The organism is Ferrovibrio sp. GW821-FHT12B10 (genome assembly GCF_058807515.1).
Genome location: NZ_JBXAQT010000002.1, coordinates 132,989 through 155,675, shown reverse-complemented (window position 1 = coordinate 155,675; position 22,687 = coordinate 132,989). Strand labels below are relative to the sequence as shown.

Annotated in this window: 21 protein-coding genes; 7 read left to right on the top strand and 14 right to left on the bottom strand. The window is 62.8% G+C overall.

Going from position 1 to position 22,687, the window contains the following annotated elements; translation table 11 throughout:
* Positions 1-138: 138 nt before the first annotated feature.
* Positions 139-1,791, top strand: a complete 1,653-nt coding sequence (locus AC1RRT_RS18385; protein WP_493015340.1) for an ABC transporter substrate-binding protein — start codon at positions 139-141, stop codon at positions 1,789-1,791.
* Positions 1,792-1,796: 5 nt separating this feature from the next.
* On the opposite strand, the gene AC1RRT_RS18380 is transcribed toward AC1RRT_RS18385, so the two are convergent.
* The 13 genes from AC1RRT_RS18380 to AC1RRT_RS18320 all read right to left on the bottom strand — a co-directional run bounded on the left by AC1RRT_RS18380 (position 1,797) and on the right by AC1RRT_RS18320 (position 15,345).
* On the bottom strand, positions 1,797-2,897 hold the full coding sequence (locus AC1RRT_RS18380; protein ID WP_493015339.1) for a DUF1513 domain-containing protein: 1,101 nt from the start codon (positions 2,895-2,897) through the stop codon (positions 1,797-1,799).
* 1 nt (position 2,898) lies between these two features.
* The gene (locus AC1RRT_RS18375; RefSeq protein ID WP_493015338.1) at positions 2,899-3,978 is read right to left on the bottom strand and encodes an imelysin family protein; all 1,080 of its coding nucleotides are present in this window, start codon (positions 3,976-3,978) and stop codon (positions 2,899-2,901) included.
* 15 nt (positions 3,979-3,993) lie between these two features.
* A complete protein-coding gene (locus tag AC1RRT_RS18370; protein WP_493015337.1) occupies positions 3,994-5,412 on the bottom strand; it encodes a di-heme oxidoreductase family protein in 1,419 nt (472 codons plus the stop codon).
* Positions 5,413-5,454: 42 nt separating this feature from the next.
* The gene (locus AC1RRT_RS18365; protein ID WP_493015336.1) at positions 5,455-6,729 is read right to left on the bottom strand and encodes an imelysin family protein; all 1,275 of its coding nucleotides are present in this window, start codon (positions 6,727-6,729) and stop codon (positions 5,455-5,457) included.
* Positions 6,730-6,755: 26 nt separating this feature from the next.
* Positions 6,756-7,511: an energy transducer TonB family protein gene (locus AC1RRT_RS18360; protein ID WP_493015335.1), complete on the bottom strand. Its 756-nt coding sequence runs from the start codon at positions 7,509-7,511 to the stop codon at positions 6,756-6,758.
* 5 nt (positions 7,512-7,516) lie between these two features.
* A complete protein-coding gene (locus tag AC1RRT_RS18355) occupies positions 7,517-7,981 on the bottom strand; it encodes an ExbD/TolR family protein (protein WP_493015334.1) in 465 nt (154 codons plus the stop codon).
* A gap of 11 nt (positions 7,982-7,992) precedes the next feature.
* Positions 7,993-8,673 (bottom strand): MotA/TolQ/ExbB proton channel family protein, encoded by a 681-nt coding sequence (locus AC1RRT_RS18350; protein WP_493015333.1) that lies wholly within the window; start codon positions 8,671-8,673, stop codon positions 7,993-7,995.
* 137 nt (positions 8,674-8,810) lie between these two features.
* Complete coding sequence (locus AC1RRT_RS18345; protein ID WP_493015332.1) at positions 8,811-9,809, bottom strand: mitochondrial fission ELM1 family protein; 999 nt, start codon at positions 9,807-9,809, stop codon at positions 8,811-8,813.
* Entirely contained in the window at positions 9,803-10,558 is a 756-nt protein-coding gene (locus AC1RRT_RS18340; protein WP_493015331.1) for an MBL fold metallo-hydrolase, read from the bottom strand. Before AC1RRT_RS18340 ends, AC1RRT_RS18345 begins: the two co-directional genes overlap by 7 nt.
* 8 nt (positions 10,559-10,566) lie before the next feature.
* On the bottom strand, positions 10,567-11,376 hold the full coding sequence (locus AC1RRT_RS18335) for a TatD family hydrolase (protein WP_493015330.1): 810 nt from the start codon (positions 11,374-11,376) through the stop codon (positions 10,567-10,569).
* A 1-nt stretch (position 11,377) separates the two neighbouring features.
* Positions 11,378-12,934, bottom strand: a complete 1,557-nt coding sequence (gene metG, locus AC1RRT_RS18330) for a methionine--tRNA ligase (RefSeq protein WP_493015329.1) — start codon at positions 12,932-12,934, stop codon at positions 11,378-11,380.
* Between the two features lie 66 nt (positions 12,935-13,000).
* Complete coding sequence (locus tag AC1RRT_RS18325) at positions 13,001-14,779, bottom strand: tetratricopeptide repeat protein (protein ID WP_493015328.1); 1,779 nt, start codon at positions 14,777-14,779, stop codon at positions 13,001-13,003.
* A gap of 20 nt (positions 14,780-14,799) precedes the next feature.
* Positions 14,800-15,345 (bottom strand): hypothetical protein, encoded by a 546-nt coding sequence (locus tag AC1RRT_RS18320; protein WP_493015327.1) that lies wholly within the window; start codon positions 15,343-15,345, stop codon positions 14,800-14,802.
* A 77-nt stretch (positions 15,346-15,422) separates the two neighbouring features.
* On the opposite strand from AC1RRT_RS18320, the gene AC1RRT_RS18315 reads away from it, so the two are divergent.
* From AC1RRT_RS18315 to chrA, 6 genes are all read left to right on the top strand, one after another.
* The gene (locus AC1RRT_RS18315; protein ID WP_493015326.1) at positions 15,423-16,433 is read left to right on the top strand and encodes an aspartate carbamoyltransferase catalytic subunit; all 1,011 of its coding nucleotides are present in this window, start codon (positions 15,423-15,425) and stop codon (positions 16,431-16,433) included.
* A 10-nt stretch (positions 16,434-16,443) separates the two neighbouring features.
* Positions 16,444-17,748, top strand: a complete 1,305-nt coding sequence (gene pyrC, locus AC1RRT_RS18310; RefSeq protein WP_493015325.1) for a dihydroorotase — start codon at positions 16,444-16,446, stop codon at positions 17,746-17,748.
* 3 nt (positions 17,749-17,751) lie between these two features.
* Positions 17,752-18,390 (top strand): glycerol-3-phosphate 1-O-acyltransferase PlsY, encoded by a 639-nt coding sequence (gene plsY / locus AC1RRT_RS18305; RefSeq protein WP_493015324.1) that lies wholly within the window; start codon positions 17,752-17,754, stop codon positions 18,388-18,390.
* Complete coding sequence (gene dprA / locus AC1RRT_RS18300; protein ID WP_493015323.1) at positions 18,365-19,492, top strand: DNA-processing protein DprA; 1,128 nt, start codon at positions 18,365-18,367, stop codon at positions 19,490-19,492. The genes plsY and dprA overlap by 26 nt, the downstream gene beginning before the upstream one ends.
* A 138-nt stretch (positions 19,493-19,630) precedes the next feature.
* Complete coding sequence (locus AC1RRT_RS18295; protein WP_493015322.1) at positions 19,631-20,434, top strand: chromate resistance protein ChrB domain-containing protein; 804 nt, start codon at positions 19,631-19,633, stop codon at positions 20,432-20,434.
* Between the two features lie 16 nt (positions 20,435-20,450).
* Entirely contained in the window at positions 20,451-21,770 is a 1,320-nt protein-coding gene (chrA, locus tag AC1RRT_RS18290) for a chromate efflux transporter (protein WP_493015321.1), read from the top strand.
* On the opposite strand, the gene AC1RRT_RS18285 is transcribed toward chrA, so the two are convergent.
* The gene (locus tag AC1RRT_RS18285) at positions 21,757-22,623 is read right to left on the bottom strand and encodes a hypothetical protein (RefSeq protein WP_493015320.1); all 867 of its coding nucleotides are present in this window, start codon (positions 22,621-22,623) and stop codon (positions 21,757-21,759) included. The two genes, chrA and AC1RRT_RS18285, sit on opposite strands and share 14 nt — an antisense overlap.
* Positions 22,624-22,687 lie beyond the last annotated feature (64 nt).

Here is a 22,687-nt window from a genome sequence, read left to right as displayed (position 1 = left end):
TGGGCAGACCATAGGCATCAACTGGTTCACCCGGCCCCGAGCCCCCGGATATGCCGGTTTCTTGCCATGGCGCGCTCTTTGCAATTTCTTCGCCGTTGCCCGGCATCCACTGCGGCGACCATTTCTGGAGATACCGACATGAGCCGCTCTTTGAGCCTCCCCAAAACCCTTCCGCAGGCGTCCTGGCGCCGCACCCTGACTGCTGCAGCCCTGGGCCTCACCCTGCTGGCCGGCACTGCCCTGACGACAGCGACAGCCCATGCACAGAGCGTCATCCGCTATGGCATCTCGATGGCCGATATTCCGCTCACTGCCGGCCAGCCGAATAATGGCGCCGGCGGCTACCAGTTCACCGGCCACACCATTTACGACCCCCTGGTGGCGGTTGAGCTCAACATCGCCGACCGTCCGGGCAAGCTGGTGCCGGGGCTGGCCGAAAGCTGGAAGGTCGATCCTGCGGATCCGAAGAAGTGGGTTTTCACCCTGCGCAAGGGCGTGAAGTTCCATGACGGCTCGGAATTCACGGCCGATGCCGTGGTCTGGAACCTGGAAAAGGTCCTGAACGACAAGGCGCCGCATTACGACGTCAAGCAGGCCTCCCAGGTGCGTCCGCGTATTCCTTCGGTCGCCAGCTGGCGCAAGATCGACGACTACACTGTCGAGATCACCACCAAGGCGCAGGATGCCCTGTTCCTCTGGCAGCTCTCATGGTTCCTGATCTCCAGCCCGGCCCAGTATGAAAAGGTCGGCAAGGACTGGGACAAGTTCGCCTCTACCCCGTCGGGCACCGGCCCGTTCATGCTCAGCAAGCTGGTGCCGCGCGAGCAGGCCGAGCTGACCAAGAATCCGAACTACTGGGACAAGACCCGTATCGCCAAAGCCGACAAGATCGTACTGGTGCCGATCCCGGAAGCCTCGGCCCGCACCGCGGCACTGCTGTCGGGCCAGGTCGATATCATCGAGACTCCGGCGCCGGATGCGGTGCCGCAGCTCAAGAAAGCCAACATGAAGATCGTGCAGAATGTCACGCCGCATGTCTGGCCGTATCACTTCAGCCTGCTGCCGGGTTCGCCCTGGACCGATATCCGCGTGCGCAAGGCCGCCAACCTGGCGATCAACCGCGATGAGGTTGTTGCGCTGCTGAACGGTCTGGCCATGCCAGCCAAGGGCCAGGTCGATCCGACCAGCCCGTGGTTCGGCAAGCCGACCTTCGACATCAAGTATGATCCGGCAACGGCCAAGAAGCTGATGGCCGAAGCAGGCTATTCGAAGGAAAAGCCGCTGAAGGCCACCGTGGTGATCGCAACCGGCGGCACCGGCCAGATGCTGTCGCTGCCGATGAACGAATACGTACAGCAGGCGCTGGGCGAAGTGGGCATCCAGCTTGAGTTCAAGGTGGTGGAGCTGGAAACGCTGTACACCCACTGGCGCAGTGGTGCGAAGTCGGACATCAATCAGGGCATCACGGCCATCAACCTGGCCTATGTGACTTCGGATCCGTTCTATGCTTTCGTGCGCTTCCTCTACAGCAAGTACACCTCGCCGAACGGCGTGAACTGGGGCTTCTATGAAAGCCCCAAAGTGGATGCGCTGGTCGATGAGGCGCGTGCCACGGCCGATATATCAAAGCAGGACGCCATCATGGCCAAGCTGCATGAGCTGTATGTCGACGAGGCGCATTACCTCTGGGTCGTGCATGACACCAATCCGCATGCCATGCATCCCAAGGTGAAAAGCTTCATCCAGGCCCAACACTGGTTCCAGGACCTGACAACGATCGGCCTGAACTAAACGCGTCAGGCGACGGCCACCATGTGGTTGTCCCACTGAAGCCTGCTGCGGGCGGCCAGATCCTCGATCGGGCCGCCCGTTTGCAATTTGTATAGCCGGCCCAGGCCGTTCGAGACAAAGAAACCGTTGGCGGCCTGCGGTGCGATACCGCAGACATCACGCGCCTCGCCCACCTGCACCAGCTCTTCCCGCGCCATGTCCCAGATCAGCACGCGGTTGCCGCGCGGACTGCTGACCGCCAGGTAACGGCCGCTGCCGTCCATGGCGGCCGAACCGCAATACTGCTGCAGCGCGGCACGCTGTTCCTCGGGCATGACGAGATAGCGCAGCGCCCTGGCACCGGCCGGCGCGTCATGCAGCGCCACCAGCGGTACGTCATCGTCCTCTGGGCCTTCATACTGCATGGCGATGGCCACGCGGCCCTGCCGGTCGATGGCTATATGGCGAATGCTGAGCTGGTGCAGCGCCCTCTCCGGCCTGATCTGACCGATCACGCGACCATCGCGGGTATCGAGATAGACCAGCGACGGATCCATGTCGACGATGTTCAGCTTCAGGCGCGGCAAGTCGGAGCGCATCAGGATGCCGCCATTGGCGACCACCAGGGTCTGCCCGTCAGGCATCAGCCGCACTTCATGGGGATCGAGACCGTGGGTGCGATACTCGCCGACGCGGTTCCAATTCTCGCGCACGGCATAGATGCCCAGAACGCCCTCGCCCGTCGAGGCGATCACTTCGGTGGCGAACAGCAGGCGGCCATCAGAGGTGAAGGCGCCATGACCGCAGAAGCTGCGGTCGCGGGCTGCCGGGATCATGCGGCCTTCATTGCCGCTCTGCGGATCGAAAGCGAAAGCGAAGTCGCCCGGCCGGCGCGAAAACGCCACGGCGATGCGGCCATCTGGACTGCGGGCGAAACTGTGGCCCCGCTGCGGCAGCGGCCGCTGGTAGCGGATCGTGCCGTCGGCATCGAAGGCAGCGAAACCGAATCCGCTCTTCTCGCCGTAGGCATTGAGATACAGGCGCTCCGGTGCAGCGGCCCGCAGGCCTGCCGGCAGAAGCGTCACCGTCCCCAGCAGCGAGAGCGCAGTGCGACGGGTGATGATCATCTCAGTCACCGTCCAGTGCGTTGAAGCCAACCGGAATGTCCAGCGCCGGTGGCAGCTTTTCCATCAGCAGCTTTTTCAGTGCCAGCACTTCGGCCGCCAGCTTCTCGGCCTGCGGCCGGGCCGCCTTGTCCTGCACGGCGGTTTCGAGCGGTACCTTGAGGGTCGCAGCCGCCGCCAGCGACTTCGAGAAAGCATCCCGGATAGCGGCATCGAGCGGCTTGTCGGGCACGGCCGGCCCGAAGGCAGCCTCATAGAGAGTCTGCGCCGCCTCCAGATTACGTTGCACATTGCGCAGCGAGCGCTGGCTACGCCAGGATTCCGCCACGCGCGGCCGGGCATCATTGACGGAGGCGCCCAGCGGACGCGCCAGCTTGTGGTCGGCGGCCAATTCCACCGCAGTATAGAGGCTCTTGAATATTTCGAGTGCGGCCTCCTGCTCGTCACGATACGGGGCATCCGGCTTGCCGGTCTCGGTCACGGATTTGGCGAAGGCCTTGTCGCCGCCATCGCGCCAAGCGCTACGCGTCTCCTGTGCTATATGCGACAGGTTGGTGGCGATCGCCTGCACATAGCGGCAACGATAGGCAGATTCATTGCCGGCGATCAGCTTGCTGGCATCCTCGCCGAAGATCAGGCGCTCCAGCGCCGGCAGGCCCTGGGTGGCGACGCTGCCCTTGGCCATGGTGTCGACATCGACGGCGCCGGCCGCATGCTTGGCCAGCATCTCGGACATCTGCTTGGCGATGGTGTTACGCTGGTCTGGCCAGAAGGCGAAGCGCTGGCTGCGGAAGAACCAGTCGATCGGTCCGAAGCGCACATGCTGGATGTCCTGCCAGGCATCCATGGTGCGGCCAAAGGCGGCCTGCAGATCGGGCAGTTTTGCAGCCGAAGGTGCGGTGCAGAAGACTTTGGCAGCGGCGTCCAGATCGGCGGTCGCCGTTACCAGGGCATCATAGCGCGGCAGGATATGCGTCTCGACCGCCGTGCGATTCAGGGCCTTGTAGGCTTCAGTCTCCACGGCATGGCCGGGCAGATTGAAGAGACCAGCGAGAAGACACAGGATCAGGCCGGAGAGACGCATGGCAGACTCCAAGGATTACAGGGAACTGATAAAAGCCAGCAGATCGTCGCGTTCGCTACGGTTCATCTGCAGGACGCGACGTTTTGCCGCCGCCGCCTCGCCGTCATGCCAGAGGATCGCCTCCAGCACGCCGCGGGCGCGGCCGTCATGCAGCAGGTTATCGTGACCGCTCACCGTTTTAGTCAGGCCGACGCCCCAGAGCGGCGGCGTACGCCAGTGACGGCCGCTGGCCAAGCCTTCCGGACGATTGTCAGCCAGCCCCTCGCCCATGTCATGCAGCAGCAGGTCGCTATACGGAAAAATGATCTGGCCGGAGAGCTCGGGCTGTGCAGCAGCTTGTCCCGTCGTGAAGCGATCGACATGGCAGGCGCCACAGCCTGCCATGGTGAACAGATTTTGCCCGCGCTGCACAGCCGGCTGACCAGCCTGACGCCGCGCCGGCACCGCCAGATGCTGTGCGTAAAAAACCGTGAGATTGAACATTTTCGCCGGTACTTCGATGCCCTCGCGCGGATCGTCGCCAGTGGGCATGCGCAGGCAGTCGCGCTGCGTCGATGTGCATTCCCCATGCGACGCTTCACGGCGCAGCGGCGTGGACAGGCCGAGATCGTTGGCGAAGGCCTCGGCCACTTGATCGGCAATGGTCGCCATCCCAGCCTTCCAACCGAACCGCCCCAGCATTGCCCTCTCCCCGGCCTGGCTCCAGACTTGGTTTGGAATGCCGGCGATCCCATCGCCATCGATGTCTTCCGGATCTGCGCGCCTGAGGATGTCAGCGTCCGGGATCAGCTCCAGCAGACCCAGGCCGATCAGCGGCACGGCCACGCGCGGTGAGACCATGGTCTGCGGATGCAGTGGGCCATAATGCGTCTCCGTGATCCGGTATTGCGGCTTGCGCAGGGTTACCACCGTGCCATCGGCGAAGCGTACCGGCATGTCTGTATAGCTGACGCCAACTCGACCCTCGGCCAGCAAGCCGTGGACCGAGAAGGTCTGCAACTGCGTGCCGTAGGCCAGTTCTGGCGTCACACCGCGCTTCAACGTAGCTAGCAGTGCATGATCGGCATCGGTTTGCGCCGGGATGCTGAGGCGCAGGATCAGGGAGACCGGCTGTTCGGCCTTTGCCGGCGGACGGCCGCGGCCGTCATTGAGATGGCAGGACTGGCAGCTGCGCGCGTTGAACAGTGGCCCCAGACCGTCAGATGACGTAGTCGAACTGGGCGACGAGGCCCAAAGCTTGCGGAAGATGCCGTCGCCGACACGAAAGTCGAGCTGCCGTTCGAGCGGCATGGTGGCCACGGGATGAGAGAAGGCTGCCGCATCGGCTGGCTTGCGGCTAGTGGCCGTGCCACCCGGCAGGCGGTCGTCAGCCGCCTGCGCACCGGTCGCGCCCAGCAGGCAAAGCACAAAGATCAGGCAACGGGGCGCAAACATCGTCACACAACATGATCATGCACCCCGGCACCGCCGGAGTGGTTACTTCTTGCCGACCTTGTCGGGCGCATCGAGGCTATCGGAACCTTCGAAGGTCGCCTTCAGCTTGAGGGCGGACACCACGCGCTCCAGCGTTTTGGTCTGATCAGTTAGGCGATCGATGGCAGCCTGGATCACAGCATTACCCTCGGCATTCCCATCGGCCAGCATCTGGTCATAGGCTTCCTTGGTTTCGGCGCGCTGCTTGATCATGGCAACCGCATCCAGCGTCGCCTTCAGCTTGGCGCGCATCTCGGCATCGATCTCCGGTGCCACACCACGCACCAGTTGGGTCAGGGCCGGGCCCCTCACCTGTGTGCCATTGGTGCGGGTATATTCGCCGCCATAGACAGCCAGCATGCCAACCACGTTGTAGTAATGCGAATTGTGGGTGTTGTCGGAGAAACAGTCCTGCTCTTCTTCCGGGTCGTGCAGCAGCAGGCCCAGCTTCATGCGTTCGCCGGCCAGTTCGCCGTAGGACAGACTGCCCATGCCGGTTAGCATCACGCTGATGCCGTTGTCCTCGCTCTTGGCGGTCAGCACCTTGCGTGCCGCACCATCGGGCTGCCACTGCTTGGCCATGAAGGACAGATCGTCGACCAGCATCTGCGTCGCGGTGGCGAGATACTGTGCGCGGCGCTCGCAATTGCCATTGGTGCAGCCTTGCTTGGCGTAATCAGTGGCAGGGCGGTTGCCGGCTCCCGGACCGGTACCGTTCAGATCCTGGCCCCAGAGCAGGAATTCGATAGCGTGATAGCCGGCGGCGACGTTGGCCTGCACGCCACCCACTTCATGCAGTTTGCGCAGCAGCTTCCAGTCGATCTTGCCGGCATCCAGCGTCTTGCCGCCGAATTTCAATTTCTTGTTGGCGATCACATTGGCGGTGTAGAGCGGGTTCTCGTCGGACTCCTCGCCATACTTGCCGGTATCGACATAGTCGATCAGGCCTTCATCCAGCGGCCAGGCATTCACCTTGCCTTCCCATTCATCCACCACCGGATTGCCGAAGCGGAAGACTTCCGACTGCGAATACGGCACGCGGGCGGCGATCCATGCCATGCGCGCCGCTTTCAGTGTCGCGTCCGATGGTTTGGCGAGCAGTGCGGTGACGGCCTTCTGCAGCGTGCGGGCGGTGCTGGCGGAGTCTTCATAGATCGCCTGCGCGATGTCACCATAGGTCTTGATGGCGGCGGTCTTGGCCTTGTCGGCTTCGGCTGCGCCGGCTGGCATGCTGATGAGGGCCAGCAGGATGGCAAAACTCACGATCAGTCGCGTCATTGGTCTTCCCCAGACTAAATATCAGTTCACTTCAAGAAGAACTGGATGGGTACCACCACATCCAGGGTGCTTTTATTGAGGCTGGCTGGAATTGGCGGTAGCGGCGATGCCTTGGCGATCATCCGTTCGACGGCTTCATCCAGAACATCATAGCCCGAACTGCGTTCGATCCTGTGCCGCATCACCCGTCCCTGCTCATCGATGGTGAAGCTCAGATGGGTAACGCCTTCCATGCGGCGCAGCTGGGCGCGGCGCGGATATTCCTTGTTCTTCTCCAGCGCCGCCAGCAGCAGCGCATGATAGTTGGCGACCGCGTCCGGATTGGTCGGCAGGCGCGGCGCAGAAATGACGGGAGCTGCCGGGGCGACGGGCGCGGCGGCCACCTGCGGCATGGCCTGATCGGCGGGCGTCGCGGTCGGCGGCGTCTCCACCACCGGCTTCGGCGGCTCCGGTTTGGGTGGCTGCGGCTTGGGCGGCGGACGCGTGACGACCGGCTTGGGCTTCGGGGGCGGCACCGGGTCGACATCCGGCTCGGTGCTGGTGGAGGTAATGATGTCCGGTTCTTTCTCCGGCGGCGGAGGCGGTGGCGGCGGGGGCTGCATCATTGGCTGCGGCGCCGCTTCCACCGGCGGTGCGCTGGCCAGCAGCAGAACCTCGATGCCCTGGAATTTCTCTTCGGCCTGGATTGGCTGGTGGAAATACGGCAGGCCGAAGAACAGCAATGCGGCCGCTGCCACATGTGCAGCGATCGAAATCGTCCAGGATGAAATCTTGGCACGCATTGCGATCACCGTGCCGGAGCAGCCGCCTGTGTGGCGCCTTCGGCAACCAGTGAAATCTTGCCGAACCCGGCTTTGCCGACCAGGCTCATCAGATCCATGATCTTGCCGTATTCCAGCGTCTTGTCGCCGCGCACATAGATCACGGTGTCGGGTTCGTTGCCGCGCAGATCCTGCAGGCGTGGAATCAGGTCTGCCTCTTCCACCGGATCCTTGCGGATGAACAGCTTGCCATCCTTGTCGATGCTGACGACCAGCGGCTCCTTGGGCGGTGTCACCTTGGCGGCTGTTGTCTTGGGCAGTTGCAACGGCACGCCCACCATCATCAACGGCGCGGCAACCATGAAGATGATCAGCAGCACCAGCATGACGTCGACGAAGGGCGTCACGTTGATATCCGACATCGGCTTGTAACCGTCAAAGCCGTCGTTGCTATAGTCGCTGCCGCCGGTGCCGATGGGTGAAATGGCCATGATGCCCGCCCTTACTGACCGGCCTCGGCATGCGGACGCGCCACATGCGAGGGACCGGAAACGCGCGAGAACTGGCGGGCAGCCTCATTGATCGCGCTGTTGAAGCGGGCCGCGAGGCGGCCAAGATCGGTACTGAACTTGTTGTAGAGCACGACGGCCGGAATGGCGGCCACCAGACCCAGCGCGGTGGCAAACAACGCCTCAGCAATGCCGGGCGCGACCACGGCGAGGCTGGTGTCGTTGGAACCCGCGATGGCGGTGAAGCTGTTCATGATGCCCCAGACGGTGCCGAACAGGCCGATGAACGGCGCGGCCGAACCAACGGTCGCCAGGAACGGCAGGCCGGGTTCGAGTTTGCGCAGTTGCTGCGCCATGGCTTGGCGCATCACCATCTCCAGGCGCACGCGGAATTCATAGCGGCTTTCACCCGGGTCGATGCCATCGCGCTTCTCGCGTGCGGCTGCAGCCAGAATCGAGCCTTGAATGCCCTCGCCCGGCTTGGCCAGCAGAACATCTGCCTTCACGGCGGCTTCAAAGGAACGGGCAGCGCGGCGGGCCTTGGAGAAACCGACCAGTTTCTCGACCACAATGGCCCAGGTGGTGACCGAGCTGAGCACCAGGATCGCCATCACGATCTGGACGATCGGATCGGCATGAAGCACCAGCGCCATGAAGGAAAGTTCATGGTTCATCAGATTTTACTCCGGGTTCACCGCGTCTTTGCACGGTCTGCGTCTGTGAGGCGGCCTATTAATAATGAGAACCGCTCGCAAGATAAAGAGCTTAGACCATAAATGTTATATTATAGCGTCAAATTGACGCAGACGTGTTATCGCCAGCCCAACCGGACCCGAACGTCATTGGCAATATGGTCCATATCGTCCAGACGGCGATTTTCCCACTGCATCAATCGTCCGTCGAACCACTGAATCAGCCCCTGGCTGAGCAGACTCTCGAAAAAGGCATCAAACCGCTTGGAACGGCCCGGCAGCCGAGCCACCAGCACGGGTTTGCCAGTCGAGCAGGCTTCCGAGATCATGGAGATGCTGTCACAGGTCACCACAATGCTGTCAGCCAGACCGAGGAAGCCGAAATACGGGTTCGGCCCCTTCCCGTCCCATAGCGCCGCCGGCAGGCTGGCCAGACCGCCGCGCAGGATGTTGGTCTCGGTCTCGCCGGTGCGCCGCGACACGCTGGTCAGCAATCCGCAGCCTGAGCGTTCCGTCATATTGCGCAGTTGCGCGACGAAGCCCTGCATCCATTCGTCATCAAGCGTGTAGTAGCGGTTATTGCCGCCAACCAGTACGGCGACCAGCGGCCGCGGCAGATGCTGGTATTCGCGACGGATGGATTCCGCGCCACTATCCAGCTTCATGCGCGTCACGCGATGCAGCGCGCCCTTCGACAGCATGACATTGGGGCCGCGCACGCGATCATGCTCAGGCACGATCAGCAGATCCCAATGGCGCGGATCGGCCTTGGGGTCCTGGATATGAATCAGCACCGTGCGGCCACCGCTAGCCTTCTTCACCGCCAGCGCCCAGAGCGCCGACTTGCGACCGCAGGTGATCAGCACATCTGGCCAGGGCTGGCCATCGAAGGCGGCCGCTGTCTCCGGCGTCGCTGATTTCAGGCTGGCGAACAGCGGATGCATCGGCGACCAGGTATAGGGCCAGCGATAATCCAGCTCAAAGGTCTGTGGCAGAGCAAAACCGCCGCCGTTGAACAGCGCCTCGGCCAGGCCGAGCGCCTGGTTGGCCATGCCAACCGCGCCACGCTGTGACACGGCCCAGATCGATTTCAGCGACGGCGCAACCACGCTCAGCATTCGATCACCATGCCGTCATAGGCCGGCTCGACACCAGGGGGTAGTTCGGTCTTCAACGTGTTGTAATCGAGATCGATATGCATGTTGGTCAACACCGCGCGCTCAGGCTTGATCCGGGCGATCCATTCCAGGGTCTGGGCCAAATGGCTGTGGGTCGGATGCGGCATGTAACGCATCGCATCGACAATCCACAGCTTCACACCTTCCAGAGCCGCAAATGACTCCTCCGGCATCGACACCAGGTCGTTGGAATAGGCCAGATCGCCACAGCGGAAACCAAGGGAATGAATGGCGCCGTGGTTCTGCATGATGGGCTGGACATTCATGGTGCCAACCGTGAACGGCCCGTCGATCAGGCGTGGCTCGATGATAGGCGGATAACCCTCCGCCACTTTGGCGAAACAGTAGCTGAACTTCTTGTTCAGACGCTCCATCGTGAAGGCATCGGCATAACCGATGACCCGCTGGCCTGATGTATAGGCCAGGATGCGCAGATCATCCAGACCATGAGTCTGGTCGGCATGGTCATGCGTCCAGGCGACAGCCGTCACGGATTTGAGGCCATTGTCCAGGAACTGTGTGCGCATATCGGGGCTGGTATCGATCAGCAGGCGCGTATCGCCCTCTTCCACCACGATGGAGCAGCGGCTCCGACGGTTCTTGGGTTCCGCCGGATCGCAGACGCCCCAATCGCCGTCGATGCGCGGCACGCCGGCGGATGTTCCGCAACCGAGGATGATGGCGCGCATGTGTGACCTCAGGCGGCGCGGCGGTCGCTGACGGCGTCGCGCGGCACCTTGTCGAACAGGCGCAGGAAATTCGTCGTCGTCGTATCGGTGATCTCGGCCACGCTGACACCTTTCAGCTTGGCCAGGAAGGCGGCGGTATGCGCCACGAAGGACGGTTCGTTGCGTTTGCCGCGCATGGGCACGGGGGCCAGATACGGTGCGTCTGTTTCCACCAGCAGGTTCTGCATCGGCAGCGTCTGGGCGGAGTCCTGCACAGCCTTGGCCTTGTTGAACGTCAGGATGCCGGAGAAGGACACCATCATGTCATGCTTCACGGCCTGCTCGGCCAGCGCATGGCCGGACGAGAAGCAGTGCAGCAGCCCCTTGAATTTGCCCTTGGCCATTTCGGCGTCCAGGATCGCGGCGGTGTCTTCGTCTGCATCACGGGTATGGATCACCACCGGCAGCCCGGTTTCGCGCGCCGCCACGATATGCGCGAGAAAGCAGGTTTTCTGCGCCTCGCGGTCGCTGTGTTCATAGAAGTAATCCAGCCCGGTCTCGCCGATACCGACCACCTTTGGATGCTTGGTCAATTCGATCAGCTTCGCCGCGGCCACATCGACATGATCGTCGGCTTCATGGGGATGGATGCCGACAGTGCAGTAGACATCGGGATAGGCTTCCGCCACCGCCAGAACGCGCTCGAACTGGTCCAGTCTGGTCGAGATGGTCAACATCAGGCCGACGCCGGCCTGACGGGCGCGCGTGATGATGGCATCACGCTCCTCGGCGAAATCCGGAAAATCCAGATGGCAATGGCTGTCAATCAGAAGCGCCATCTCAGGCCCCTTCTTTGGCCGCTTCCACATGGCGCGGAAACACGCCCTGCGGCGTGGGCAGCGGCGTGCCGGCACGCAGGCGGCCAGCCTCGCCCAGATGTGCGAAGCTGCGCGCGGCTTCCGACACGCCGAGTTGGTCCAGCATCTTGGCCGAGGACTGCGGCATGAAGGGCTGAGCCAGAATGGCAAGCTGACGGATCGCCTCCAGCAATGTCCACAGCACGGTCTGCATGCGCGCCGGATCGGTCTTGCGCAGCGTCCACGGCGCTTCCACGTCGATATACTTGTTGGCGGCATCGACCAGGTCGAACCACTGCTGCATGCCGATATGAATCGCCTGCTCGTCCAAAGACGTGCGTAGCTGTTCGATCAGACTGTCGGCCTGGGCCAGCAGAGCCTCATCCGCTTCGTTCAGCGGACCCGGCGTCGGCACCGAGGCATTGGTGTTCTTGGCGCAGAAGGACAGCGTGCGCTGCGCCAGGTTGCCAAAGCCATTGGCCAGTTCCGAGTTGATGCGGTTCATGATGGCAGAGCGGCGGAAATCGCCGTCATTGCCGAACGGCACTTCACGCATCAGGAAATAGCGGGTCTGGTCGAGGCCATATTCCTCGATCAGCGCCAGCGGATCGATCACGTTGCCCAGCGACTTGGAAATCTTCTGGCCTTCATTGGTCCACCAGCCATGGGCGAAGACGCGCTTCTGCACGGCCAGATCGGCGGCCATCAGGAAGGCCGGCCAGTAAACGGCATGGAAGCGCAGGATGTCCTTGCCGACCATATGCACGTCGGCCGGCCAGTAGCGCGTGTACTTCTCGCCTTCGATATTCGGATAGCCGGCGGCGGTGATGTAGTTGGTCAGCGCATCCAGCCACACATACATGATATGGGCTTCATCACCGGGCACGGGAATGCCCCACTTGAAGGTGGTACGCGACACCGACAAGTCCTTCAGGCCGCCCTTCACGAAGCTGATCACTTCGTTGCGGCGGCTGGTCGGCAGGATGAAGCCGGGATTGTCCTCGTAGAATTTCAGCAGCCGGTCGGTCCAGGCCGACAGCTTGAAGAAATACGATGGCTCTTCCACCCATTCGACCGGCGCGCCAGACGGCGCCAGCTTCTGGCCGTTCGGGCCATCGGTCAGTTCGTCTTCCTGATAGAAGGCCTCATCGCGCACGGCATACCAGCCGGCGTACTTGCCAAGATAGATATTTCCGGTGGCGACCAGCTTCTGCCATAGCGCCTGCACGGCGGTCACATGCCGCGGCTCGGTCGTGCGGATGAAATCGTCATTGGAGAAATTCATCGCCTTGGCGAGATCACGGAAGGTCTGGCTGACCTGGTCACAGAAGCTCTGCGGATCGGTGCCGGCGACCTCGGCCGATTTCTCCACCTTCTGGCCGTGCTCATCCGTGCCGGTCAGGAACATCACATCGAAGCCGTCCAGCCGCTTGAAGCGCGCCAGCACGTCGCAGGCCAGCGAGGTGTAGGCATGCCCGATATGCGGCTTGTCGTTCACATAGTAGATCGGCGTGGTGATGTAATAGCTTTTGCGGGTCATGAGCTTAAAGGTAGGGTCTGGGCGCGGCACATGCCAGCGGCGGGCCTTTTGCTAACACCGCAGGCGCTATTTTGCCAGTGATTCCAGCCCTCTGACCGCATCCTGCAGCGCGGTTTCGGTCCCTTCCCCGTCCTTCAGGCGTGAAATCCGCATGGAAGGATACCAGGGTGTGCTGTCGCCGGCGGTCATCAGGTAGAAAAACAGGCTTTTCCCGCGCGGCGCCAGCACCTGCACCGGACGGCCGAGCGCCCCGGCAATATGCGCCGTGACGTTGGAGACGGTGAAGACCGCATCCAGTGCCGCGATCTGGTCAGCCAGCGCCGTCAGGTCATTGCGGGCATCCACGGCCGGGTCATGGATGTAGCGCGCGCCAAACAGGCTGCGCAGCGCGGCATGCTCCTCCTCCGTGACGCCGTATTGCAGGCAGACGAAGCGGCAATCCTTCATGGCCGCCAGCGGTGCAAGGTCATCGGACCTGAGCGACTTGGCCGCGCCCAAAGCAGGATTGGCGCTGCGCCACGACAGGCCGATCAGGCGATCCTGACTGTCGCCGCGATACTGCTTCGCCATGGCAGCGGCGTGTGCGGCATCGGCCTGCAATACTGGCAGGCCCGGCGGTGCGCCATCCGCCAGGTTGCCAAGCGGCAGATGCGCATCGAAACGGCGCTGCATCAGTTCGGGCGAAGCCTCTTCGCCTTCGGCCACGAATTCTACGCGTGGGAAGCGGCGCTGCAGCAGCGTGATCAGGCGTGGATCAGTTTCGACCGTCACCTGCGCACCGGTCTTCAGCAGCACCGGCAGGTATTGCAGTGCCAGCAAACGGTCGCCCAGTCCCTGCTCACCCCAGATCAGCAGGCTTTTGCCCGTCAGCGTGCCGCCGGGCCAGACCGGCCACGGCCAGGCGCGACGCGGCAGCGGCGGTTCGGCTTTGCGCCAGCGCCAGCGATAGGCCGGCCAGCCCGCGGTGAAATCTCCGGTCGCCAGTGCCGCGAGCGCGAAATTCCATTGCGTTTCGGGGTCGTCAGGGCGGCGCGATAGCGCCTCGCGATAGCCGCGCAGTGCAGCCTCGAGGTCGCCCGCGGTATGCTGTGCCAGCGCCAGTGCCGCATGAGCTTCGGGGTGGCCATGACTGGCAGATACCGCCTGTTCCAGCAGCGGCAGGGCTTCAGGGATGCGCTGCAATTCGCGCAGCGAGGCGCCCTTGTTGATCATGGCCGGCGGATAAAGAGGCCGTAGCGCCAGCGCACGGTCAAAGCTCTGCATTGCCGCTTCATGCTCGCCCGCCATGGCCAGCAGGTTACCCAGGTTGTTGTGGCATTCCGGTGCCTGCGGCGCGAGCTGCACCGCGCGTTCGGCCGCCTGCCGAGCACCCGGCAGATCCTTCATCGCCTGCAGGCAGGTCGCAAGATTGAGCCAGGCGCCGGCATGGCCGGGCTGAATGCCCAGCAGTTGCCGGTAACCGTCAGCGGCATCGCGCCAGGCAGATGTCAGGCGCTGCACCTCCGACCAGGCGAACAGCGCATCAGGATCTCCGGGCGCCAGGCGGCGCGCGGTATCGGCAGAATCCTTCGCCATGGCGATATCGCCGGCGGCGAGCAGCGTTTCGGTGTAGCTGAGCCACAGCCCGAGCTGACTTGGCGCGCGGTCGATCGCATGGCGCAGCAGCGGCGGCGCCTCGGCGGCGCGACCGCCCTGTACCAGCAGGCGTCCAAGAAGATTGTAGGCATCCAGCGTGTCGGGGGCTGCGGCCAGCACGGCGCGATACAGGCGCTCGGCCGTGGACAGGTCACCCCGTCTGTGCGCCTCAAGCCCGGCCTGCAACTGTTGCAGGATGGCGGCATCCATAACGCGCGCCGCTCCGGCGCTCACGTTTCGAAACGGAAGTCAGGAACGTCGACGCAGCGTTCCAGCAGCCGCTTCAGCCGGCCCAGGATTTCCGTACAGAGTTCGGGCATCGCGTCCGGCACCAGTTGCTCCGGCACATCGGTGAGGCCGTGCTGGCTGAAATCCATCAGTACATCCTGCTGCATCAGGAAGACGGCCTGGGCGAAGAAATTGATCGCGCCGCGCTTTTCCAGCGCCAGCAGATAGGCGCCCATGGCTTTCAGCAATGCATGAAAGGCGCGCACCTTCACAGCAGTGACTTCATACAGGATCGGCTCGCGCGTGGCCGGCGGCATATCGTCCAGCTTGCTTTCGATCACGTCACAGAAGGACAGGAATTCCTGCACACGGCGGAAGCCGTCCGCATAGTCGGCAAACGACAGCAGGGTCGCCATTTCGTACATGCGGGTGGTCACGGTCTGCACCTCGGTGGCGCGGCCGTTGAGCACCTGCAGGAGCCGCACCGCCTGGTTGGCGCCCGAATCCCCGGAGACCTGCTCAATCTGATTCTGACGATAATCCTGCATGATGGTCGCCAGCAGAGCATAAATTGGTTAATGGTTTCATTGCCCTGCGAGGGCGATTTCTGTATGGTGATTCGTCAATGTCAGCCAGTCGCGCCGCCTCTTCCGCCGATCAATCCGGCCTCCGGCCGTCGGCTACTTTTCCTCATCGCCATCTCCTTGGAATTGAAGGGCTTTCAGCCCAGGACATCCAGATTCTGCTGGATCATTCCGACCATTATGTCGACCTGAATCGGGCGGTTGAGAAGAAACAGTCCTCCCTGCGGGGCCGGACCATTATCAATCTGTTCTTCGAAAACTCGACCCGGACTCGCACCTCCTTCGAGCTGGCCGGCAAGCGACTCGGCGGCGACGTCATCAACATGTCGGTGGCCACCTCCTCGGTCAAAAAGGGCGAGACCCTGATCGACACGGCCATCACCCTGAATGCCATGCACCCCGACCTGCTGGTCGTGCGGCACCAGGATTCCGGCGCCGTCGCCCTGCTTGCGCAGAAGGTCGGCTGCAGCGTCATCAATGGCGGCGACGGCAGTCACGAACACCCGACCCAGGCTTTGCTGGACGCCCTGACCATCCGCCGCCGCAAAGGCCGGCTGGAAGGTCTGTCGGTTGCCATCTGCGGCGACATCCTGCACAGCCGCGTCGCGCGCTCGAACATTCACCTGCTGAACACCATGGGCGCCCGCGTGCGCCTGATCGCGCCGCCTACCCTGCTCCCGGCCTACGCCGAACGTCTGGGCGTCGAGGTCTTCCATGACATGCGCAAGGGCCTGACCGACGTCGACATCGTGATGATGCTGCGTCTGCAGATGGAGCGCTTCCATGGCTCCTTCGTACCGTCCACCAGGGAATACTTCCACTTCTACGGCCTCGACCACGAGAAGCTGGCGTTTGCCAAGCCGGATGCCCTGATCATGCACCCCGGCCCGATGAACCGCGGCATCGAGATCGACACCGAAGTGGCTGACGATATTCATCGCAGCGTGATCCACGAACAGGTCGAGATGGGTGTCGCCGTCCGCATGGCCTGCCTGGAACTGCTGGCCCGGCATTTGCCGAACTGGCGCCATAGCACGCCTGCCGGCTCGTAAAGAAACCCCCATGTCACGTCGTCGCAAACTCTACACCAACGCGCGCCTGCTCGACCCGGCCACGGGCCTCGACGTCAAAGGCGCATTGCTGACCGAAGGCGACAGGATCGTCGATCTCGGCCCCAAGCTTGCCAGTGGCAACTTCGCGGGCGACACCGAGCAGATCGACTGTCAGGGGCATTGTCTCTCGCCCGGTCTGATCGACATGCATGTCTGGCTGCGCGAGCCCGGCGCCGAACATCAGGAAACCATCGCGACCGGCGCACGCGCCGCGGCTGCTGGCGGCGTCACCACCATGGTGGCGATGCCCAACACCGAACCGGTGATCGACGAAGTGGCACTGGTGGAATTCATCGCCCGTCGCGGCGCCGATACCGCCGTGGTGCGCATCCTGCCGGCGGCCGCCATCACCAAGGGCACCAAGGGCGAAGAGCTGACCGAGCTCGGCCTGTTGTCGCAAGCTGGCGCCGTCGCTTTCACCGATGGCGAGAGGTCGATCTCCTCGGCACGGCTGATGCGTCGTGCACTTTCCTACGCCACCACCTTCGACTTGCTGCTGATGCAGCATTGCGAAGATCCCTCGCTGGCCAAGGGCGGCGTGATGAATGAAGGCGAGGTCGCAGCACGCCTTGGCCTGTCGGGCATGCCGGCGATGGCCGAGACCATCATGCTGGAACGCGACATCCGCCTGCTGGAAATGACCAATGGCCGCCTGCATGCCTCGCATCTGTCGACGCAGGAGTCCCTGGACGCGGTGCGTCGCGCCAAGGCGCGCGGCCTGAAGATCACCGCTGGCGCCGCGCCGCATAACTTCTCGCTGAACGAGTTCGATGTCGGCGATTACCGCACCTTCGCCAAGGTGAAGCCGCCGCTGCGTGTCGAGACCGACCGCAGGGCCGTGGTCGATGCCATCGCTGACGGCACGATTGACGTGATCTCGTCCGCTCATGCGCCGCAGGATCCGGAAAGCAAACGGCTGCCGTTTGCCCAGGCCGAGTTTGGCATGATCGGGCTGGAGACGCTGCTGGCATTGAGTCTTGAGCTTTTCCACAACGGTTCGGTGCCGCTGCTCAAGCTGCTGGCCTGCCTCACCTGCAATCCGGCCAAACTGCTCAAGCTGGAAAGCGGCCGCTTGTCGCCCGGTGCACCGGCCGACCTGCTGCTGTTCGATCCCGACACGCCCTGGCGCGTGGACGAGAAGAAGTTCCGCTCCAAGGCCAAGAACTCGCCTTATGACGGCCGCCGCGTGCAGGGCCATGCGCTGCGCACCGTCGTCGCCGGCGAGACCGTCTTCCAGCGCAAGCGCGAGGGCTGATCCATGGATGAGGCTTTCTGGACCTTCGGCCTGCCCTACTACATCGCTGCCGCCGTCTTCGGCTATATGCTGGGTTCGATCCCCTTCGGCCTGGTGCTGACCAAGATGAGCGGTCTGGGCGATATCCGCAGCATTGGCTCTGGCAATATCGGCGCCACCAATGTGTTGCGCACCGGCCGCAAGGATCTGGCGATCGCCACGCTGCTGCTCGATGGTGGCAAGGGCACGGCGGCCGCGCTGCTCGGCGCTTACTATGGCCTGGATGTGATGCTGGTAACGGCCTTCGCCTCCTTTATTGGCCATCTGTTTCCGGTCTGGCTGCGCTTCAACGGCGGCAAAGGCGTCGCCACCTATCTCGGTGTGATGCTGGGCGTCGCCTGGCCGGTCGGCGTCTTCGGCTGCCTCTGCTGGCTGGCAGTGGCTGCACTGTCGAAGCTGTCCTCTCTCTCGGCGCTGATCACCGCTATCGCCACGCCGGTGGTTGCCTGGATCTATGTCGCGCCGGAAGCCGGCATGATGGGCTTTGCCATGGCGATCCTCGTCTTCATCCGCCATCACCAGAATATTGCCCGCCTGCTCAAGGGCGAAGAACCAAAGATCGGCAAGAAGAAACCAGATGACGGCGGGTCGCCCGCTCAGTGACGCTGAGAAACGTGACTGGCTGCGGCTGATCCGCAGCGCGCACCTGGGACCGCTCACCTTCCACAACATACTCCGCTATTACGGGAGCGCCGCTAAAGCCATCGAGAAACTGCCCGAGATGGCGCAGCGTGGCGGCAATGGCGGTAAACGCGTCGTCAAACTGGCCGACGAGAAGACCCTCGCCCAGGAACTGAAAGCGCTGAAGGCCTGCAATGCGTCGCTGCTGGCCTGGGGTGAACCCGGCTATCCCGTTGGCCTGATGCAGCTCGAGGACGCGCCGCCCCTGCTGGCGGTCAAGGGCGATCCGCTGCGTCTGACCCAGCCCGGCCTTACCCCGGCTATCGCTATCGTCGGCGCCCGCAATGCCTCCGCCATCGGCCAGCGTTTCACGCGTGACATGGCGGCCCAGCTCTGCCGCGAAGGCTTTGCCATTTTTTCCGGCCTGGCCCGTGGCATCGACAGGGCCGCGCATGAAGGCGCGCTGGCTGTCGATGGTATCACCGCTGCCTTCATTGGTACTGGCATCGACATCGCCTTCCCGCCGGAGAATGCCGCGCTGCATGCGCAAATGGCCGAGCGCGGCGTGATCTTTGCCGAGATGCCGGTGGGAACGCCGCCCCTGGCGCAGAACTTTCCACGACGCAACCGGCTGATCAGCGGTGCATCGCTAGGCGTTCTGGTGATCGAGGCAGCGCTGAAATCCGGCTCGCTGATCACGGCGCGCATGGCAGCCGAACAGGGACGCGAGGTGATGGCGGTGCCAGGATCGCCGCTCGATCCGCGCTGTCACGGCAGCAACGATTTGATCCGTAATGGCGCGACCTTGATCGAACGTGTCGAGGATATTCTTGCCGTAGTGGCGCCACAGCAACGCCTCTCGGCGCCGCCGCCGCCTGTTGCAAAACCGGCACCGGTCAGCGACAGCGACCTCGGCCACGCCCATGCCGAACTCGACCGCCTGCTGTCGCCCACGCCGGTGCTGGTCGACGATCTGGTGCGGCTGAGTGGGCTGGGCGCGGCCGCCGTGCAGATGGTGCTGACCGAAAAGGAACTGGCTGGCGTCCTGCTGCGCCATCCCGGCGGCAAGGTTTCATCGGCCTGAAAATCGCGCTTGCCTTTCGGACAAAGCGGCGATAAGTCTCCAGTCACGGGGATAACGCGGTCTCCCCGGTTCAGATACCCTGGTATCCAAGTGCCGCTACTTGTCGCCATGCCGATTGCGCGTGGCAGGAGTAGCATCATGGATACATCCCTTTCTCCCTCCATTTCCGTTTCCGACCTGGCGCATGAGTTTGCGGCGGGGCGCTTTCCGTATCTGCTCGATGTCCGGCGCGAGGAGCGCTATGCCGAAGCCGCGGATGCGATCCGTGGCGCCCGTCGCCGCAGACCGGATCAGCTGGCGTTATGGGCAGCCAACACGCCCCATGATGCGGCCGTGGTCGTCTATTGCGTGTATGGCCATGAAGTCGGCAAGGATGCCTGCGCCGAGCTGCGGCGCCGGGGGCACAGAGCCTTCTATCTGGCAGGCGGCATCGAGGGTTGGCGTGAATCCGGCGGAGCGTTGCAGCCAAAGCCGCCCGTCGAAGCTAGTCGCTGGATCACGCGCGAGCGCCCCAAGATTGATCGTATTGCCTGTCCCTGGCTGGTGCGCCGTTTCATCGATGCCGATGCGCGTTTTCTGTACGTCCCGGCTGATCAGGTCCTAGCCCGTGCCGGGGAATGGCGGGCCACGCCTTACGATATTCCCGGGGCGGCCTACAGTCATGATGGCGATCTGTGCAGCTTTGACAAATTCATTGCCCGTCATAATCTGACGGACGATCCGGCGCTGACACGGCTTGCGACCATTGTGCGAGCTGCCGATACCGGCCGGCCGGACCTTGCGCCGCAGGCTCCCGGACTGCTGGCGATATCCCTCGGTCTTTCCACAATATTGCAAGATGATGACGAGATGCTGGAGCGCGGCATGCTGCTTTACGACGCGCTCTATGCCTGGTGCGCCAGCGCCAGCAGTGAAAGCCACAACTGGCCTCCGGCTGTGTAAAAGGCTAGAAAAAACCATGGATACGACACCGCAGATTCGCAGCCCCAGTTTTTCAGAATCCTTCTGGACTTGGGCCAAGATTGGCCTGCTCAGTTTCGGCGGTCCGGCCGGCCAGATCGCCATGATGCACCGCATCGTGGTGGACGAGAAGAAATGGGTCAGTGAACCGCAGTTCCTGCATGCGCTGAATTTCTGCATGCTGCTGCCCGGCCCTGAAGCACAGCAGACCGCCACCTATATCGGTTGGCTGCTGCATCGCTGGAAGGGCGGTCTGGTTGCAGGCCTGCTGTTCATTCTGCCCGGCCTTGCCGTGATGCTGGTCCTCAGCACCATCTATGTGCTGTGGCGGGATATACCGGTGGTCAGCGGATTGTTCTTCGGTCTGCAGGCTGCGGTGCTGGCCATTGTTTTCGAAGCCGTGCAGCGCATTGCGAAACGCGCCATCAAGACGCGTTTTCTGTTGGGCTTAAGCGCGGCATCCTTCATCGGCATATTCGTATTGCAGGCCCCTTTCCCACTGATCGTTCTGGGGGCCGGCCTGACCGGCTGGCTGGTCGGCCAACAAAAGCCGGAATGGATTGCTGCATCGGCTAGTCATGACGCCGACGTGTTGCCCAGCGTGGCGCCAAGCTGGCGCCGCAGCCTGGGGGTTCTGTTGATCTTCGGCTTGCTTTGGGCCGGACCGCTGCTGGGATTGAATGCCGTTTTTGGTGCCGATCATGTTTTCAGCCGCATCGGCATCTTCTTCAGCGAGATGGCGGTTGTCACCTTCGGCGGTGCTTATGCGGTGCTGGCCTATGTCGGACAGCAGGCCGTTGAGGTCTATCGCTGGCTGGGCCCCGAAGAAATGCTGCATGGCCTGGGACTGGCCGAGACCACACCCGGACCACTGATCCTCGTACTCACCTTCGTCGGTTATATCGCCGGGTTCCGTGAGAGCGGCCTCGATCCGCTGCTGGGCGGGCTTGCCGGCGGCTTGCTCGCCACCTGGGTCACCTTCGTGCCCTGTTTCCTCTGGATATTCCTGGGCGCGCCCTATGTGGAACGCGTCCGCCATGTGCAGGCTTTCGCCCACGGGCTGGCTGCCATTACGGCCGCTGTGGTTGGCGTGATCCTGAACCTGGCGGTCTGGTTTGCAATGCACGCTCTGTTTCGCGACATGCAGCCGCTGTCACTGGGCAGCATGACCTGGCAGCTGCCGGTGCCGTCCAGCCTCGATCCCTGGATGGCCGGGCTTTCGGTGGCGGCACTGCTCGCGGTTTTCAGATTTCACGTTGGGCTGGGCTGGCTGCTCGGCAGTGCGGCACTCGCCGGCATGGCGATCAGCCAGCTTTAGCGCTGTATCCTAGCTCGGTCATAACCTGTGGCAGGCGCGAGGCGATGAAATTCTCCGGCCGCACCATAGTGTCGGCGTCAACCATGTATTCGCCGCCGATCATGCGATTGCCGTAAATCACCTGATGAAACACCGTCTCGCCATTGGCGATGATGCAGGAAAGCGTTGGATAGGCCACCTTGTGGAAAGGGATATCCATGTGCAGCCGCTCGTTCAGCACCATGCCAAGGTCGTTGCGGTCGATGCCGACAGGCATGTCACCAAAGCGGTCGCGATAGACTTCCAGCGCACGCAGCATGGTGTATGAGGTATGCCACAACCGTGGTTCCTGATCGATATTGATGAAAAACTTGAGGCGATGACCGCTGATGGACCGCTTGAAGGTATCGACATGCATGCCGCGGTCCCGTGTCGGGGTCATCCGCGACGTGATGTTCAGCTCCTTCATCCGGTAATGCGGGAACAGTGCGGCGATGTCGCGACGAACAATCGTGTAGAGCTGGTTGATCTGATCGCGCAGGAATACCCGCTCGATCATGTCCATTTTCACGGTCAGTAGCGGATTGAGGCCGACGAAGCTGCCGTCGACGCGGCGCTTGAACATCGGGCCGTCAATGCGATTGGCGGACCCGATCTTCGCCATCTCGTTCGGCAACGTGAGCTGCTGCAGGTACGCCAAGTCGACGTTGGGAAGCTCCCAGTACGGCAGTACGATGATCTTATCCTGCTCGTACCATTCAGCAATCTGGTCGCCATAGGCCTTGGCGTAATCCGCAATCGTGTCGTGGCGGTCGAGGACAATGATATTGTCATCAACGGAAGGATTATGGGTGATCGCGGGCGCACTGGTCATGATGGTTTCTCCACCGTGGATAGTGTTGGCGACATTGTAAATGATCGATGAATTGCAGGGGTAA